The 17,050-nt window shown below is 71.6% G+C and carries 17 protein-coding genes; 13 read left to right on the top strand and 4 right to left on the bottom strand.

Features of this window, described 5'->3' with window-relative positions:
• Positions 1-67 precede the first annotated feature (67 nt).
• A complete protein-coding gene (locus Q9R47_RS10580) occupies positions 68-1,603 on the top strand; it encodes an NAD(P)H-hydrate dehydratase (protein WP_311233169.1) in 1,536 nt (511 codons plus the stop codon).
• Between the two features lie 172 nt (positions 1,604-1,775).
• Positions 1,776-1,961 carry a hypothetical protein gene (locus tag Q9R47_RS10575; protein WP_311233168.1) on the top strand — a complete coding sequence of 62 codons (186 nt, stop codon included), beginning with the start codon at positions 1,776-1,778 and terminating at the stop codon, positions 1,959-1,961.
• 24 nt (positions 1,962-1,985) lie between these two features.
• Here the strand turns inward: Q9R47_RS10575 and Q9R47_RS10570 are convergent, their stop codons facing one another.
• From Q9R47_RS10570 to Q9R47_RS10555, 4 genes are read right to left on the bottom strand one after another with little or no spacing between them, the layout of a single operon-like run.
• Positions 1,986-2,711, bottom strand: coding sequence for a hypothetical protein (locus Q9R47_RS10570; protein WP_311233167.1), 726 nt, complete (start codon positions 2,709-2,711; stop codon positions 1,986-1,988).
• Positions 2,708-3,730 carry a mammalian cell entry protein gene (locus Q9R47_RS10565; RefSeq protein ID WP_311233166.1) on the bottom strand — a complete coding sequence of 341 codons (1,023 nt, stop codon included), beginning with the start codon at positions 3,728-3,730 and terminating at the stop codon, positions 2,708-2,710. The genes Q9R47_RS10570 and Q9R47_RS10565 overlap by 4 nt, the downstream gene beginning before the upstream one ends.
• A 26-nt stretch (positions 3,731-3,756) precedes the next feature.
• Positions 3,757-4,578 carry an ABC transporter permease gene (locus Q9R47_RS10560; protein WP_311233165.1) on the bottom strand — a complete coding sequence of 274 codons (822 nt, stop codon included), beginning with the start codon at positions 4,576-4,578 and terminating at the stop codon, positions 3,757-3,759.
• Complete coding sequence (locus tag Q9R47_RS10555) at positions 4,575-5,039, bottom strand: Cd(II)/Pb(II)-responsive transcriptional regulator (RefSeq protein WP_311233164.1); 465 nt, start codon at positions 5,037-5,039, stop codon at positions 4,575-4,577. Before Q9R47_RS10555 ends, Q9R47_RS10560 begins: the two co-directional genes overlap by 4 nt.
• A 94-nt stretch (positions 5,040-5,133) precedes the next feature.
• Between Q9R47_RS10555 and Q9R47_RS10550 the strand changes: the two genes are divergently transcribed.
• The 11 genes from Q9R47_RS10550 (at position 5,134) to Q9R47_RS10500 (ending at position 17,046) form a co-directional block, all read left to right on the top strand.
• Positions 5,134-7,389: a heavy metal translocating P-type ATPase gene (locus tag Q9R47_RS10550; RefSeq protein WP_311233163.1), complete on the top strand. Its 2,256-nt coding sequence runs from the start codon at positions 5,134-5,136 to the stop codon at positions 7,387-7,389.
• A gap of 22 nt (positions 7,390-7,411) precedes the next feature.
• Positions 7,412-8,374 carry a LysR substrate-binding domain-containing protein gene (locus Q9R47_RS10545; protein WP_311233162.1) on the top strand — a complete coding sequence of 321 codons (963 nt, stop codon included), beginning with the start codon at positions 7,412-7,414 and terminating at the stop codon, positions 8,372-8,374.
• Positions 8,375-8,482: 108 nt separating this feature from the next.
• Complete coding sequence (gene tcuA / locus Q9R47_RS10540; protein ID WP_311233222.1) at positions 8,483-9,925, top strand: FAD-dependent tricarballylate dehydrogenase TcuA; 1,443 nt, start codon at positions 8,483-8,485, stop codon at positions 9,923-9,925.
• Position 9,926: 1 nt separating this feature from the next.
• Positions 9,927-11,135 carry a tricarballylate utilization 4Fe-4S protein TcuB gene (gene tcuB / locus Q9R47_RS10535; protein ID WP_311233161.1) on the top strand — a complete coding sequence of 403 codons (1,209 nt, stop codon included), beginning with the start codon at positions 9,927-9,929 and terminating at the stop codon, positions 11,133-11,135.
• 23 nt (positions 11,136-11,158) lie between these two features.
• Entirely contained in the window at positions 11,159-11,545 is a 387-nt protein-coding gene (locus Q9R47_RS10530) for a hypothetical protein (RefSeq protein ID WP_311233160.1), read from the top strand.
• Positions 11,546-11,565: 20 nt separating this feature from the next.
• Entirely contained in the window at positions 11,566-12,441 is an 876-nt protein-coding gene (locus Q9R47_RS10525) for an alpha/beta hydrolase (protein ID WP_311233159.1), read from the top strand.
• A gap of 47 nt (positions 12,442-12,488) precedes the next feature.
• Positions 12,489-13,661 (top strand): ABC transporter substrate-binding protein, encoded by a 1,173-nt coding sequence (locus Q9R47_RS10520; protein WP_311233158.1) that lies wholly within the window; start codon positions 12,489-12,491, stop codon positions 13,659-13,661.
• A gap of 28 nt (positions 13,662-13,689) precedes the next feature.
• Positions 13,690-14,559: a branched-chain amino acid ABC transporter permease gene (locus Q9R47_RS10515; RefSeq protein ID WP_311233157.1), complete on the top strand. Its 870-nt coding sequence runs from the start codon at positions 13,690-13,692 to the stop codon at positions 14,557-14,559.
• A 21-nt stretch (positions 14,560-14,580) separates the two neighbouring features.
• Entirely contained in the window at positions 14,581-15,570 is a 990-nt protein-coding gene (locus Q9R47_RS10510) for a branched-chain amino acid ABC transporter permease (RefSeq protein ID WP_311233156.1), read from the top strand.
• Positions 15,567-16,346, top strand: a complete 780-nt coding sequence (locus Q9R47_RS10505) for an ABC transporter ATP-binding protein (RefSeq protein ID WP_311233155.1) — start codon at positions 15,567-15,569, stop codon at positions 16,344-16,346. Before Q9R47_RS10510 ends, Q9R47_RS10505 begins: the two co-directional genes overlap by 4 nt.
• On the top strand, positions 16,333-17,046 hold the full coding sequence (locus Q9R47_RS10500; protein WP_311233154.1) for an ABC transporter ATP-binding protein: 714 nt from the start codon (positions 16,333-16,335) through the stop codon (positions 17,044-17,046). The genes Q9R47_RS10505 and Q9R47_RS10500 overlap by 14 nt, the downstream gene beginning before the upstream one ends.
• Positions 17,047-17,050: the final 4 nt, after the last annotated feature.

The raw sequence follows: 17,050 nt of genomic DNA, 5'->3' as shown, positions 1-17,050 counted from the left end.
GCGGTGGGGCGGGCCACAATGGGCACCTCCCTCCCCGTTCCAAGGCACCGCCTGCCGCCCGCCGCCCATGCACCGCATCGATCCCGACCGCCTCCATCCCCTGTTCGACACCGCCGCGACCCGCCGCATCGAGCGCGCGGCCCTGGAAGCCTGCCCGCCCGGCACGCTGATGGAACGGGCCGGCCTGGCGGTGGCCCGCCTGGCGCTGGCCGTGGCACCGCATGCGCGGCGCGTCTGGGTGGCCTGCGGTCCCGGCAACAACGGCGGCGACGGCCTGGAGGCCGCGCTGCAGCTGCACCGGCGCGGCGTGGCCGTGCAGGCGACGTGGCTGGGCCGGCCGGATGCCGCACCGGCCGATGCGCGGCAGGCCCGGGAGCGCGCCCGGTCCGCCGGCGTGCCTTTCGCGCCCGGCGTTCCGGACGATCTCGGACCCGACGACCTCTGCATCGACGCCCTGCTGGGCATCGGCACGGCCCCGCGCTCCGGCGGCCCTGCACCGGCACCGGCCCTCCACGCCCTGCTGCAGGCGCTGCAGACCACCCGCGCGCCCGTGCTGTGCGTGGACGGTCCTTCCGGGCTGCTGGCGGATACCGGCAGCTACCTGCCCGGGCTGGCGCCCGACCGGCCGCCCGCTTCCGCGCGCCACACGCTCGGGCTGCTGACGCTCAAGCCCGGATGGTTCACCGGCCAGGGACGGGACGCGGCAGGCACCGTCTGGCTGGACGGCCTGGACGTGGACACGGCGGCCGAAGCCCCGTCCCTGTGGCTCGGGGGCGCCGGACGGCCGGAGCGGCGGCCCCATGCTTCGCACAAGGGCAGCTTCGGCGACGTGGCGGTGGTGGGCGGCGAAGGCATCGGCGCCCGCGGCATGGGCATGACGGGTGCCGCCCTGCTCGCGGCCTCCGCGGCGCTGCACGGCGGTGCCGGGCGGGTCGTGGTGGCGCTGCTGGACGGCGGCATGGATGCGCTGACGATCGACCCGCAGCAGCCGGAATGCATGCTGCGCCGCTTCGACGTGCTGGCGCTGGAGCACGCCACGGTGGTGTGCGGGTGCGGCGGCGGCGAGGCGGTGCGGGCCGTGCTGCCGCGCGTGCTCGCCGAGGCGCCGCGGCTGGTGCTGGACGCGGACGGCCTCAATGCGGTGGCGGGCGACGCCGCGCTGGCCGCGCTGTTGCAGGACCGCGAACGCCACCACGGCGTGTGGCCGACGGTGATCACGCCGCATCCGCTGGAAGCCGCCCGGCTGCTGGGCACCGACACGGCCACCGTCCAGTCGGACCGTGCCCGCGCGGCGCGCTCGCTGGCGGAACGCTACCGCTGCGTCGTGGTGCTGAAAGGGTCCGGCAGCGTGATCGCCGCACCGGACCGGGCGGCGCGCATCAATCCGACGGGTAACGGGCGCCTCGCCACGGGTGGCACCGGCGATGTGCTGGCAGGCTTCCTGGGGGCCGTCTGGGCAGCGCGACCCGATGGCGAAGACGCGGCCTTCGAAGCGGCCAGCGCGGCCTGCCATGCGCATGGACAGGCCGCGGATTGCTGGCCCGCCGGCACCGCGCTGACGGCCTCCGAATTGGCGCGGAGGCTGGCTTCGCTCCACGGTTGAGTCCCACGTCCTACACAACCCCTTCACGGCGAAACCAAGGGTAACTCCCGTTGCAGCACACGTCGGTGGGCGGGCGTCCGACATACGGGGATCGGCAAGCGGCATGTAATAGCGACAAGACCACGCGATTGCGTGCCCATTCACCCGAACCACAGTCCCCAAGGAGTCCGCCATGCAACGCAACCGTTATACCGGCGCCCGCGCGTTCATCGCTTTCACCGCCACGGTACTGCTCGCGGTGGGCGCCACGGCGATGAACCTGGTCCCCGACGAAGCCGTCCAGGCCGCCGATTCGATGGTGCGCATTCCGCAGGATCTCGACCAGATCCTGCCGGTCGAGGCGCTGTCCACGCCCTGACCGCCCGGACCCGCCGCCCCTCTTTCAGCTTCCGCTCCCCCGCAGCACCTTCAGGCGCTGCCGCAGAACCTCCATCTGCGCCGCATCCCCCCGCTGCTCCGCCTGCTCCACAGACCGCAGCAGCCACGCCATGAGGGGACGGCGCCAGCCGCGCTCCGAGGCCGCTTCGATGGCCCGCCGCGCCACCTCCGGCGAAGCATCGCCCCGGGCGTACAGCACCGCGGCCGCGACGAGGCGGGCGAGCGGATCGTCCACGCCCGCCAACGCAGCGCTGCCGCCCGCCTGTACCGCCCGCTGCGCGGGGGGCAGCAGGTCCGCACCGCCGGCCCCTGCCTCCACGGCGCGGCCCTCCAGGTACTGCGCATAGGCTCGTTCGGCCGCGTCCGCGCCGCTGCGCAGCGGCTCGAAATCCGGGCATCCCACCTGCGCCAGGCTCGCGACGCGCACGGCACATTCCAGCAGCACCACGCGCGCCAGCAGATCGGGGCGCGCGGTGCGGGCCACTTCGTCGCGTGCGCGCCGCCACTCCTGGGCCGCGATGCGGTCCTCGCCGGACAGGTAGGCCTCGGAGGCCCGCGCGGCGGCGCCATGGGCGTTCTGCGCCCATTCCGGCGGCGGAGCACGCCCGGCACAACCGCCCAGCAGCCCGGCGGCGATCGCCATGGCAAGGGTGATGGCGGCGGTACGGCCGCGCCGGGGTCGCCGGCCCGGGTTCGCAGCGGAGGGAGGAGCAGGCGTCGGCATCGTCATGGCAGCTGGATCCGGGTGTCGCGCGCGAACGGCCATTTGCGCTGGATTTCGTTGACCAGGCTCTCGACCTTGCGCAGATTGCTCTCCACGTCGGCGCGCAACGCGCCGAGATCGGTGGTGGCCTCGCGGGCGTTGGTGCCGATGGCCTGGGCCTCGGCCAGCACGGCGTCGACCTTGGCGAGGCTCTGCCGCGTGTCCGCCAGCAGGCCGTTGAGCTGCACCACGGTGGCGCGCACGTCGGTGACGAGCCCCGACTCCCCGGCCGCGCCGAACACCTGACGGTCCGCCTTCGCTGCCATGCCGTCGATGCGCGCGAGCAGCCGGTTGGTGCGGTCCAGCGTGGTGGCGAGCTTGCGGGCCTCCGACTCGCTGCCCAGCAGCACGCCCAGGGCGCCGCCCGGCGCGTTGAGCCGCTCGGTGAGCGTGCGCACGTTGTCCAGGGTGCCGCCGAGCGCGGCGTCCTGCGCGGTGAGGGCCTGCAGGTTCGACAGCAGCTCGCGCGCGGCCGACATCAGTTGCGGGATCTCGGCCGTGGCGTCGCCGCGCAGCACGGGCCGCACGGCGCCGTCGGGCAGCGGCGGGTCGGTGAGGATGCCGCTGTAGGCCTTGATGGTGGTGCCGCCGACGATGCCGCGCACCAGGGTGAACACGCTGGATTCGCGCAGCCAGTGCGCGTCCTTGCGCGGCACGTCGATCAGGATGCGCACGTCGCCGCCTTCCGCCAGTTCGGTGCGGCGCACCCGGCCGATGGGAAAACCCGAGAACGTCATGTCCATGCCGGCGACAACGCCTTCGGAATCGTCGGCGGTGAGCACCAGTTGCTGGGTCGGCTCGAACACGCCGCGCGCATAGAGCAGGTAGAGGCCGGAGCCGACGATCAGCGCCAGCGTGAACAGCAGCAGCGCGGCGGCCTTGCGCTCCAGGTGCGCGACGGGCCGCAGCAGCGCATCGGACGGATCGGCCACGGATGGTGGCGGTGGTGGCGGCGACGGCCGGGGTGCGGGAGAGGTGTCGTTCATCGCAGGCGGTTCGGAAAAATGGGAGATCAGTAGTAGTTGCCCATGAGCGAGGCGACCTCGATCAGCAGCAGCACGGCGAACATGCGCGCGAAGCCGCCGAGTTCGGAGCGGGCGCGCGGGTCGCCCGTGGCATGCAGGCCGGCGGCCATGGGAATGAGCGCCACGGCCAGGCTGAACAGCAGTGTCTTGAGCACGAACAGCAGCGTGACGGACGGCGTGAACACCTGGCCGAACATGCGCGTGTAGCCGGGCAGCCCGGCCGTGTTCGGGCCGTACACGCCCAGGTAGGCCATGGCGAGGGCCACCGCGCACGAGAGCGCCGCGAGCGTGATGCTGGCATAGACGCCCGCGACCACGCGCGGCAGCAGCTCCACGCGCACCGGGTCGGCGCCGCGCGCGCGCAGCGCCTCCCAGTGGCCCGACTGGCGCATCAGCGCGAGCTGGGTGCCGGCCGGAATGGTGGCGCGCAGCGCCACGAACAGCGCGGCCGTGAGCGGTATCAGTTCGAGCACCAGCACGCGCACCACCATCTGCAGCGCGTAGTGCGACAGCCCGTAGCTGCGCGCCGTGACGACGACGATGTGCGTGACCACCAGGCAGATCAGCGCCACCAGCGCGGTGAACCCGAGCAGCAGCGGGGCCGTGTCCAGATACAGGTGCCGGGCCAGGCGCAAGCGCGTGGAGCGGCCGTAGCTGGACGGCGACAGCATGAGCACCGCCACCACGGCCCCCAGGTGGACGATGCGCCACCACGCCAGCGCCCAGCCGCGCGCAGCGCGCCAGAGCCGCGTGGGCAGGCCGGGCAGCGGCGCCGAGCGGGCGCGCAGGGTGGACCCTTCGGGCGTCATACGTGCCGCCGCGCTGGCGGATCGGGCAGCGGCAGCGGGTCGGCGTCCGCCCGGTCGTGCAGGGCCTCGATCACGTGGCAGCGGCTGCCGTCGGTGCCGTCGCAGCGGCCGCGCAGCGACAGCAGTTGCGATTCGAGCGCCTGCAGCTCGTGCAGGCGCGTGCGCACGTGCGAGAGGTGCTCGTCCACCGTGGCGCAGGCGGCGTGGTCGGCGGCGGTGTCCGGGCCGCGGCCCAGCGAGAGCAGCGTGCGCACTTCGTCCAGCGACATGTCCATGGCGCGGCACAGGCGGATGAAGCGCAGGCGGTGGATCTCGTCGTCGCTGTAGAGGCGGTAGCGGTTGTCGGCGCGGACCTGCACGGGCAGCAGGCCCTCCTTCTCGTAATAGCGGATGGTGGCGGCGGGCACGCCGGAGAGGCGCGCGGCATCGCCGATACGGTGGTGGGGGCTTGCGGCAGACACGGCTTGACCTTGAAGCGGCTTGAAGGTTTCCAATGATGGCACGGTCCGGTTGCGGACCCCTGTCGGAATTCTCCCCAACGCAAGGACACAGCACATGGCAAGCACGGTATCCACCGACCGATCCCCGGCGGCATCCCCCCCCGGAGCGAAGCCGCGCATCGATCTCTCCTGCGGCTGCAGCAGCGGATGCGGGCCGGCGCCCCGGGCGGCGGCGCCCGCCAGGGCCTCCGCGGCGATGCCCGCCGGAGCGGCGGCGCCCGGCGGCAGCGGCGACGACGGCCACGCGCACGGCCAGCCCGGCGATCACCCGGGCCACGACCACGGCCATGGGCTCGGGCCGATGAACCGGGCCAGCGGCACGCACGACCATGCCCATGGCCACGACCACGGCGAAGGCCATGCCGGCGGACACGACCATGACCACGGCACCTTGCCCGGCTGGGGCCGGCTCGGCGTCTCGCTCGCGGCCGCCACCGCCGCCGAACTGCTGCACCTGCTCGCGCCCGACACCCTGCCCTGGCGGGCCGCGGGCATGGCCGTGGCCGCCGCCGCGATCCTGCTGGCCGGGCTGGGCGTGTACCGCGCCGGCCTCGGTGCGCTGGCGCGCGGCCGGCTGGACATCTCCGCGCTCATGGCCGTGGCCGTGACGGGCGCCTTCCTGATCGGGCAGTGGCCGGAGGCGGCCATGGTGATGGCGCTCTACGCCCTGGCCGAGCGCATCGAGGAGCGGGCGGTGGGCCGCGCGCGGGATTCCATCGGCGCCCTGCTGGCGCTCAGCCCCGAGCAGGCCGAGCTGCGCGACGCGGACGGCCGCTGGCGCACGGTGCCCGCGGCCGAGGTGCCGCTGGGCGCCGTACTGAGGCTGCGCCCCGGCGCGCGGGTGCCGCTGGACGGCGTGGTGCTGGAAGGCCGCGGCGCGGTGGACGAATCCAGCGTGACGGGCGAGAGCCTGGCGGTGGACAAGGCGCCCGGCGACGCCCTCTATGCCGGCACGCTCAACGCGCAGGCCGAACTGCAGTTCCGCGTGACCGCCGCGGCCGGCAACACCACGCTGGACCGCATCATCCACGCGGTCGAGGAAGCACAGGGGTCGCGCGCTCCCATGCAACGCTTCGTGGACCGCTTCGCCGCCGTCTACACGCCCGCCGTCTTCGCGCTCGCGGCCCTCGTGGCCGTGGGGGCGCCCCTGGCGCTGGGCTGGGCCTGGCTGGATGCCCTCTACCGCGCGCTGGTGCTGCTGGTGATCGCCTGCCCGTGCGCGCTGGTCATCGCCACGCCGGTGACCGTGGTGAGCGGTCTGGCGGCCGGCGCGCGCCGCGGCATCCTGATCAAGGGCGGCCAGTGGCTGGAGCGGGCCCGCGGCGTGCGCGCCGTCGCCTTCGACAAGACGGGCACGGTGACGGCCGGCCGGCCGGTGCTGGTGGGCAGCGAGCGCTTCGGCGACGACGGCGCGGACGACGTGGCCGCGGCCCTGGCGGGGCGCTCGGACCACCCGGTATCCAAGGCCATCGCGGCCGGCATCGCCCCGGCGGGAACGGCGGGGAATGCCGGCGGCACGGCCGGCGCGGCGGCCCTGCCGGCGGATCTGCCGGACGTGCAGGACTTCACCGCCCTGCCCGGCCGCGGCGTGGAAGGCCGCATCCATGGCGCGACGTGGTTCCTCGGCAACCGGCGCCTGGCGCAGGAGCGCGGCCTGTGGACGGACGCGGTGGAGGCCGCCGCCGCCGCCGCCGCGCACGAGTCGCAGGGCCGCAGCGTGACGCTGCTGGGCGATGCCCACGGCGTGCGGGCGCTGTTCGCGGTGGCCGACACGCTGCGGCCCCAGGCCGCCGAGGCCGTGGCCGAACTGCGCGCCCTGGGCATCGTGCCGGTGATGCTGACGGGCGACCACGCGGCCGCGGCCCGGGCCGCCGCGCAGGAGGCCGGCATCGCCGACGTGCAGGCGGGCCTGCTGCCCGAACAGAAGCTCTCGGCCATCGCCGCGCTGCAGCAGCAGCACGGCATGACCGCGATGGCGGGTGACGGCATCAACGACGCGCCTGCCCTCGCGCGCGCCGACATCGGCTTCGCCATGGGCGCGGCCGGCACCGACGTGGCCATGGAGACCGCCGACGTGGTCATCATGAACGATGATCTGCGCCGCGTGGCCGAAACCGTGCGCCTCTCGCGCCGCACGCACGCGGTGCTGTGGCAGAACATCGCGCTGGCGCTGGGCATCAAGGTGGTGTTCTTCGGGCTGGCCCTCGCAGGGCATGCCACCATGTGGATGGCCGTGTTCGCGGACATGGGCGCGAGCCTGCTGGTGGTGGCGAACGGGCTGCGCATGCTGCGCGGGGTGGGCAGCCGCTGAGAGCGGCTCTGAACAGGACAAGATGGAACTGAGACAACTCCGCACCTTCGTGCGCATCGTCGAGCTGGGCTCGATGAGCCGCGCCGCGCTGGACCTGGACATGGTGCAGTCCGCGCTGAGCCAGCAGATCGGCCGGCTGGAATCCGAGCTCTCGACGCGGCTGCTGCAGCGCACGCCGCGCGGCGTCATCCCCACCGAGGCCGGCCAGGCCTTCTTTCACGAAGCCCAGCTCACGCTGCGCCATGCCGAGCAGGCCGTGCTCGCGGCGCAGCAGGCGCGCCTGTCGGGGGCCGTGAGCATGGGCCTGCCGCCCTCCATCGCCTCGGTGCTCGGCCTGCCCCTGATGCGCGCCATGCAGGAGCGCTATCCCGACGTGCGGATGCACATCGTCTCGGCGCTGTCCGGGCACCTGACGGGCCTGCTCAACGCACGGCAGCTGGACCTGGCCATCCTGTTCGACACGCACAGCGCCCGGCGCTGGAGCATCACGCCGCTGCTGGAAGAACGCCTGTTCCTGATCCAGTCGCGCACCCGGCCCGTGGCGCCCGGCATCACCCACGCCGCGCCGGTGCGGCTGGCCCAGCTGGGCGGCGTGCCGCTGATCCTGCCCTCGGGCAGCCACGGCCTGCGCAGCACGGTGACGGCGGCGTTCGCCACCGCCGGCGTCCAGCCGCGCATGGCGATGGAGATCGATTCGCTGCCGCTGCTGATGGAGTCCGTGGACGCGGGTTTCGGGGCCACGGTGCAGCCCTGGTCCGCCGTGGCGCTCTACAAGCAGGATGCGGCGCAGCGGTTCCAGTGGTCGGAAATCGCCGACGAGAAGGTAAGGCGCGATGCGGCGCTCTGCAGCCTCTCCGACGACGAACTCTCGCCCGCAGGCCTCGCCGCGCGCGTGGCGCTGCTCGATTGCGCCCGGCGGCTGGTGCGGTCGGGCCAGTGGATCGGCGCCACGCTGACGGACCGGCCGACCCATCACGGATCGTGATACCCCCATGACGAAAGGCCCCTGCACGGGGGCGGCAGCGATTCCTATAGTCCAGCGCAACCAACCAAAACGCTGAACTGCGGTGGGCCACGCCCGTCGCTGCCCATGATGAAACGAGACAACTTCGACACCGATGTGCTGGTGATCGGTGGCGGCAATGCAGCCCTCTGCGCCGCGCTGATGGCGCGCGAAGCCGGTGCCCGCGTGCTGCTGCTGGAATCCGCGCCGCGCGACTGGCGCGGCGGCAATTCCGCCCACACCCGCAACCTGCGCTGCATGCACGATGCACCGCAGGACGTGCTGGTCGAGGCCTACCCGGAAGAGGAGTTCTGGCAGGACCTGCTGAAGGTGACGGGCGGCCTCACCGACGAACACCTGGCCCGCATGGTGATCCGCGCCTCGTCCACCTGCCGCGGCTGGATGCGCCGCCACGGCGTGCACTTCCAGCCGCCGCTGTCGGGCGCGCTGCACGTGGCGCGCACCAATGCCTTCTTCATGGGCGGCGGCAAGGCGCTGGTGAATGCGTACTTCCGCAGTGCCGAAACGCTGGGCGTGCAGGTGCGCTACGAAACGCCCGTGGACCGCCTGGAGATCGAGAACGGCGCCTTCCAGGCGGCCTGGGTGGGCGGGCAGCGCATCACGGCGCGCAGCTGCGTGCTGGCCGCGGGCGGTTTCGAATCCAACCGCGAATGGCTGCGCGAGGCCTGGGGCCGGAATGAGCGCGGCGAGTGGCCCGCGGACAACTTCCTGATCCGCGGCACGGCCTTCAACCAGGGCGTGCTGCTGCGGCACATGCTCGAGGCGCAGCGGGCCGACGGCATCGGCGACCCGACGCAGGCGCACATGGTGGCGATCGACGCGCGTGCGCCGCTCTACGACGGCGGCATCTGCACGCGCATCGATTGCGTGTCGCTCGGCGTGGTGGTGAACCGCGAGGCCCGGCGCTTCTACGACGAGGGCGAGGATTTCTGGCCCAAGCGCTACGCCATCTGGGGACGCCTCGTGGCCCAGCAGCCGGGCCAGATCGCCTATTCGGTCATCGACGCCAAGGCGATCGGCCGCTTCATGCCGCCAGTGTTTCCGGGCGAGCAGGCCGATTCGCTGCCGGAGCTGGCGGAGAAGCTCGGACTCGACGCCGGGCAGTTCATGCAGACGCTGGACGCCTACAACGCCGCCTGCCGGCCGGGCCGGTTCGACCACACGGCGCTGGACGACTGCCGCACCGACGGCATCGCGCCCGCCAAGACGCACTGGGCCCGCCCGATCGACACGCCGCCGTTCTACGGCTATGCGCTGCGGCCCGGCGTGACCTTCACCTACCTGGGCCTGAAGACCGACGACACGGCCGCCGTGCGCTTTGGCGGACAGCCCAGCGCCAACCTGTTCGTGGCCGGCGAAATGATGGCCGGCAACGTGCTGGGCAAGGGCTACACGGCCGGCGTGGGCATGTCCATCGGCACCGCCTTCGGCCGCACCGCGGGGCGCAATGCCGCGCTCGCCGCGGCCGGCCAGCCCGCGGTGCACGGCGCCGTGAACGACCAAGAGACCTGAGATGCAGAACCCCCAACCCATGGCCTCCGAGGCCCAGGACCGGATGCCCACCGCGCGCCGGGTGATCCCGATCCGCCCCGCGCCGACCGAGACCGCCTCCGAGGCCGAGGTGGCGCGCGCGCTGCAGATCTGCAATGCCTGCCGCTACTGCGAGGGCTTCTGCGCGGTGTTCCCCGCGATGACGCGGCGGCTGGAGTTCGGCAAGGCCGACGTGCACTACCTGGCCAACCTGTGCCACAACTGCGGGGCCTGCCTGCACGCCTGCCAGTACGCGCCGCCGCATGAATTCGCCGTGAACATCCCGAAGGCCATGGCCGAAGTGCGCGGCCAGACCTACGTGGACTATGCCTGGCCGCCCGCGCTGGGCCGGCTCTACCAGCGCAACGGCCTCACGCTGTCGCTGGCGCTGGCGGCGGGGCTGTTCCTCTTCCTGGCGCTGGCCGTGGCGCTGCAGGGCGGCGTGGCGCGGCTCTGGGGCAGCGGGCTGGGCAACAACTTCTACCACCTGTTCCCGCACAACCTGCTGGTGGGCATTTTCGCGCCGGTGTTCCTGTTCGCGGTGTTCGCGCTGGCGATGGGCGTGCGCCGCTTCTGGAAGGACGTGAAGCCCGCCACCAGCGGCGTGGACGTGGGCGCGCCCGCCGCCGCCGAGGCCGCCTCCGACGTGCTGCGCCTCAAATACCTGGGCGGCGGCCACGGCGAAGGCTGCCACGAGGAGGACGACGCCTATACCCTGAAGCGCCGGCGCTTCCACCACCTCACCTTCTACGGATTTTTGCTGTGCTTCGCGGCTACGTCGCTGGGCACCGTCTACCACTACGCCTTCGGCTGGGTGGCGCCCTACGAGCTGCCCAGCCTGCCCAAGCTGCTGGGCGCGCTGGGCGGCGTGGGCCTGATGGTCGGCACCGCGGGCCTCTGGACGCTGCGCCGCGCCCGGCACCCGCAGCACGGCGACGCAAGGCAGCAGCCCATGGACCTGGGGTTCATCGCCCTGCTGTTCCTGGTGGCCGCGAGCGGCATGGCGCTCTGGCTCGGCCGCGCCACTCCCGCGCTCGCGCTGCTGCTGTGCCTGCACCTGGGCGCGGTGATCGCGCTGTTCGCCACCCTGCCCTACGGCAAGTTCGCGCACGGCATCTTCCGCACCGCCGCGCTGCTGCGCCACAACACCGAGAAGCGCCTGCCGAGCCCCATCGGCGTGGGTGCGGACTGACCCCGCAACGAAAGGACCGCGCCATGACCGAATCCCTGCAGCAACGCTTCGAATCCACCGCGCAGCGCGTGAACGCCGACGACCGGCTGGTGCACCGCGGCCGCCATCTGACCACCGACCTGAAGGTGGTGGTGGGCGACGTGCCCTACCTGCTGCGCATCCGCGGCGGCAGGGTCGAAAGCCTGCAAGCGCAGATGCCTTTGTTCGCTCCGGCCGACCTGGTCATCCGCGGCACCGAGGAGGCGTGGGCGGCCCTGTGGGAGCCCATTCCCCGGCCCGGCTGGCACGACCTGTTCGCGCTGACCAAGCGCGGCGCCATGGCGATCGAAGGCGACTCGCACGTGCTGTTCGCCCACCTCCAATATCTGAAGGACGTCCTGGCCCTGCCCCGCCGGGCGTGCGCCCACTGAACCCCGAAAGAGGAAACGCGATGAAAGCCACCCTGGAACCCATCGTCGGCCGGTACGTCCACTTCGACATCCTGGGCGAAACCTGCCGCGTGTACTTCGAGGAATGCGGCCAGGGCATCCCCCTGCTGTGCCTGCACACCGCCGGATCGGACGGCCGCCAGTTCCGCCACCTGCTGTGCGACGAGGACGTCACCTCGCGCTTCCGCGTGATCGCCTTCGACATGCCGTGGCACGGCAAGTCCTACCCGCCCGTCGGCTTCCAGGACCGCGACTACGAGCTGACCACCGAACGCTACGTGGCCACCATCCGCGCCTTCATCGCGGCGCTGGGGCTGGACCGGCCCGTGGTCATGGGCTGCTCGATCGGCGGGCGCATCGTGCTGCAGCTGGCGCACGCCCACGGCCAGGAGTTCCGCGCGCTCATCGGCCTCGAAGGCGCCGACCACCAGCAGCCCTGGTACGACACGAGCTGGCTGAACCGCCCCGACGTGCACGGCGGCGAAGTCTGCGCGGCCCTGGTCTCCGGGCTGGTCGCACCGCAGAGCCCCGCGCAGTACCGCCACGAAACCCTGTGGCAATACCAGCAGAGCGGCCCCGGCATCTTCCGCGGCGACCTGTACTTCTACCGCGTCGATTCGGACCTGCGCGGCAGGCTCGGCGGCATCGACACGGACACGACACCGCTCTACCTGCTCACCGGGGAGTACGACTTCTCGTGCAGCCCGGAGGACACGCTGCGCACCGCGCAGGGCATTCCGGGCGCGCAGGCCGTGGTGATGGAGGAACTGGGGCACTTCCCGATGAGCGAGAACCCCGTGCAGTTCAAGAAATACATCGCCCCGGTGCTGGAGGCCATCGCGCAGCGCGAGCACGCCGCCCGGCCCTCCGGTTCCTGATTTCCCTTTTCCCGTCGGTCACACAACACACATTCCAGGAGACAACCATGCAGAAGACCTTCGCCACCGCCACCGCCGCCGCCCTCGCCACCCTCTGCCTCGCCGGTCCCGCATTGGCCCAGGAAGAGATCAAGATCGGCGCCATCGTCACGCTGTCGGGCGCGGGCGCGGCCTGGGGGCAGGCGATGCTCTACGCGGCCGAGCTCGCGGCCGACGACGTGAACGCCAAGGGCGGCCTGGAGGTCGGCGGCAGGAAGCATCCGGTGAAAGTGGTGGCCTACGACGACAAGTACCAGGCCGGCGAGGCGGTGACGGCGGCCAACCGCCTGATCTTCGAGGACAAGGTGCAATACATCATCGGCCCGGTCGGCTCCGCCGCCGCGCTGGCGGTGTCGCCCATCGTGAACAAGAACAAGGTGGTGATGCTCACGCTCGGCTTCACCGACAAGGCGCTCGCCAAGGACAAGCCCTTCAACTTCCGGCCCAACCTGACGACGATGGAAACGTCCCAGCCCCAGATCGACTGGATCGTGAAGGCCAAGGGCGTGAAGAAGGTCGGCGGCCTGTTCCCGAACGACGAGACCGGCCAGCAGATCGCGCAGGATCTGGAGAAGGCCTACGCCAAGGCCGGCGCCCAGCTCAACGCCAAGGAATTCTTCGAGCGCGAGCGCGTGGACATGATGCCGCTGCTCACCCGCCTGATGGCCAAGGGCGTCGATGCGATCGAGCTGGACGGCAACGCGCCAGGCACCGCCGGCCTGATCGTCAAGCAGGCGCGCGAGCTGGGCTTCAAGGGCGCGATCATCCGCAGCGGCGGCCCCGCGACGCCCGAGATCGTGAACGTGGCGGGCGCCGGCGCGACCAACGGCATGCTGGTGAACACGCCCGTCAACCCGGCGAACGCAGCCGTCAAGGCCTACTCCGAGCGCTACTTCGCCAAGTACAAGAAGCGCATGAACGGCTTCAGCCCGGCGTTCTACGACGGCACGCGCATGCTGTTCCAGGCCATGGCCTCGGCCGGCACCGCGGCCGACACCGACAAGGTGCGCACCGCGTTCGAGAACATCAAGGACTACCCGGGCATTCTGGGCACGCTGAACTGGACGGGCGCGGGCGTGTACGGCGTCGCGCACCAGATCGACGCGCCCTTCTACATCGCCCGCGTGCAGGACGGCCAGGAAGTGGTCGAGGCGACCTGCTCGCTCACCGCCTGCAAGTGACCGGCGCCCACTCTCCGGGAACACCGCCGTGGATTTCACTTTCCTGCTCGGCCAGGCGCTGACCAACGGTCTCATCATCGGGTTGCTCTACCTGCTGATGGCCATCGGTTTCACGCTGGTCTTCGGCGTCATGCGCGTGGTGAACTTCGCGCATGGCGAGTTCTACATGCTGGGCGCCTTCGTGGCCTACGTCTGCGTCACGAAACTGCAGCTGCCCTTCCTGGCCGCCGTGCTCGCCACCTTCGCCGTCACGCTGGTGGCCGGCTGGCTGATCGAAGTGGTGGTGATGAAGGGCTTCCGGGGCGACGAGCTCAACGGGATGATCGCCACCATCGGCCTGGCGATGATCCTGCAGAACGGCGCGCTCATGGTCTTCGGGCCCGATCCGCAGTCGATGCCCGCCGTGGCCGAAGGCGTGGTCTCGCTCGGGCCGGTGGTGCTGCCGATGTCGCGGCTCTACGTGGTGGTGTTCTCGCTGGCGGTGCTGGCGGCGCTCTACGGCTTCCTGATGCACAGCCGCGGCGGCCGCGCGCTGCGCGCCGTGGTGCAGGACATCGAGATCGCCAACGCCCAGGGCATCCGCTCGCAGTTCATGTACCCGCTGGGCTTCGGCATCGGCGTGGGGCTGGCGGCGGTGGCCGGCGCGCTGATGGCGCCCGTCTTCTCGGTGTCGCCCGGCATCGGCTCCACGCCGCTGCTCAAGGCGTTCATCGTGGTGATCCTGGGCGGGCTCGGCAGCATCCCGGGCGCGGCGCTCGCGGCCCTGCTGCTGGGCGTGTTCGAGAGCGTGGCCAACACCTTCATGTCCAGCAGCGTCTCCGACATGCTGCTCTTCGGCTTCGTGATCCTGATGCTGATCTTCCGCCCCTCGGGCCTGCTCGGAAAGGCAGGTCGCTGAACCATGCACGACGCTTCCACCATGCACCCCACCCCTGCCCCGCGCCCGGCGGCCCAGGCATCCCCGGCCGCGCCGGGAGGCCCCTGGAAGGCCTGGATTCCCACGCTGCTGGCGCTCTTCGCCGTGCCGCTGCTGCTGGCCGGCAATCCGTTCTACGTGCACCTCGCGGTGCTCATCTGCATCAACATCGTCTTCGTGAACGGGCTGTCGGTCATCAGCCGCACGGGGCAGCTGTCGTTCTGCCATGCCGCGTTCATGGGCATGGGTGCGTTCACGGCGGTGGTCTGCTCCACGCGCCTGCACACCCCGTTCCCCGTCTCGGTGCTGGCGGGCGTGGGCGTCTCCGTGCTGGTGGCCTGGCTGCTGGGCGCGGTGATCCTGCGGCTGCAGGGCGTGTACTTCGTGCTCGTCACCTTCTGCTTCGGCGAGCTGTTCCGGCTGGTGCTGCTGGAAGGCGGCAGCCTCACCGGCGGCGCCAACGGCATCGCCAACATCCCCCCGGCCAGCGTCTTCGGCATCGCGCTGGACAGCAAGCTGTCGTTCTACGGCCTCGCGGCGGCCAGCGCCTTCGCGTCGATCGTGCTGCTGATCGCGCTCTTCAAGACGCCGCGCGGGCACGAACTCGACGCGGTGGGCGACAACCCCGACCTGGCCGAGGCGAGCGGCATCGGCATCCAGGGAACGCAGATGTTCGCCTTCCTGCTGGGCAGCGGGCTCGCGGGCTTCGCGGGGGCGCTGCTCGCGCACTACCTGGGCTTCGTATCGCCCGAATCGTTCAGCCAGCACGTCTCCGTCGCGGCCATCATCATGCTGGTGATCGGCGGGCGCGGCTCGGTGCTCGGGCCGATCCTGGGCGCGCTCATCATGACGCCGCTGCCGGAGCTGTTCCGCAGCGCGATCGAGACGCAGAACATCCTCTACGGGATCACGCTGATCCTGGTGCTCAAGTTCCTGCCGATGGGTCTGGTCGGCATCGGCGCCCGGCTGCGGCGCCAGAAAGGCGCGCGATGACCGCATTGCTCACCATCGAGGGCCTGGGCAAGAACTTCGGCGGCCTGGCCGCCGTGCGCGACCTGAGCTTCACGCTGAACGAAGGCGAGATCGTCGGGCTGATCGGGCCGAACGGCGCCGGCAAGAGCACGGCCTTCAACATGATCAGCGGCGCGCTGCCGCCTTCCGCGGGCCGCATCGTCTTCGCGGGGGAGGACATCACCGGCCGCAAGCCGAGCCAGGTGGTGCGCCACGGGCTGGCCCGCACCTTCCAGTCGGCCACGGTCTACCCGAAATCGACGGTGCAGGAGAACGTCTACCGCGGCGCGCTCTGCCATTTCGGCGTGCCCGTCTGGGCCCAGATCGCGCAGACCGCCGCCTACCGGGGCGCCTGCCGCCGCGTGCGCGAGCAGGTGGACCAGGTGCTGGAGACCACGGGACTCGCGCCGCTGCGGCACGAGATCGCGGGCGAGCTGGCGTATGGCCACCAGAAGCGCATCGGCGTGGCCGTGGGACTGGCCACGCGGCCGCGCCTGCTGCTGCTCGACGAACCCGCCGCCGGCCTCAATCCCGAGGAATGCGCCGAGTTCGGGCGGCTGCTCAGGACGCTGCGCGACGCGCACGGCATTTCGCTGCTGTTCGTCGAGCACCACATGGCACTGGTGATGGGCACCTGCGAGAAGATCATCGTCCTCGTGCAGGGACAGAAGATCGCGCAGGGCACGGCGGAGGAGATCCGCAACAGCCCGGCGGTGATCGAGGCCTACCTGGGAGTGGATGAAGATGCGCACGCTTGAAGTCAAGGACATCGTCGTCCACTACGGACTGGTGCAGGCCCTGCACGGCGTGGGCTTCCGCATCGATGCGGGGAAGATCGTGGCGCTGATCGGCTCCAACGGCGCCGGCAAGAGCACCACGCTCAAGGCGCTGATGGGCCTCAAGCGCCTCACGGCCGGCTCGCTGCTGCTGGACGGCCAGCCGATCGAAGGCACGCACGCGGCGCAGCGCGTGGGGCTGGGGCTCGCGCTCTCGCCCGAGGGCCGCCGGCTCTTTCCGCGCATGTCCGTCTGGGAGAACCTGATGGTGGGCGCGCACACGGTGCGCTCGGCGGCGCAGCGCGCCCGGTCGCTGGAGCTGGTCTACGAACTCTTTCCTCGCGTGAAGGAGCGGCGCGAGCAGATGGCCGGTTCGCTCTCGGGCGGCGAGCAGCAGATGGTGGCCATCGGCCGGGCGCTGATGTCGCACCCGCGCATCCTGATGCTCGACGAGCCCTCCCTCGGCATCGCGCCCAAGATCGTCTCGGAAATCGCGCAGGCGATCCGCCGGCTGAATGCCGAGACCGGAATCTCCGTCGTCCTGGTCGAGCAGAACGCGCGGCTGGCCCTGAAGATGGCGCACGACGCCTACGTGTTCGAGCAGGGAAGCGTGATCCGTTCGGGCTCGGGGCAGGAGCTGCTGAACGACAGCTTCGTGCAGAAGGCCTTTCTCGGCATCTGAACTG

This window comes from Acidovorax sp. PRC11, assembly GCF_031844105.1.
Taxonomy (GTDB): Bacteria; Pseudomonadota; Gammaproteobacteria; order Burkholderiales; family Burkholderiaceae_C; genus Paracidovorax.
This window is presented reverse-complemented; position numbering and strand designations above follow the sequence as displayed.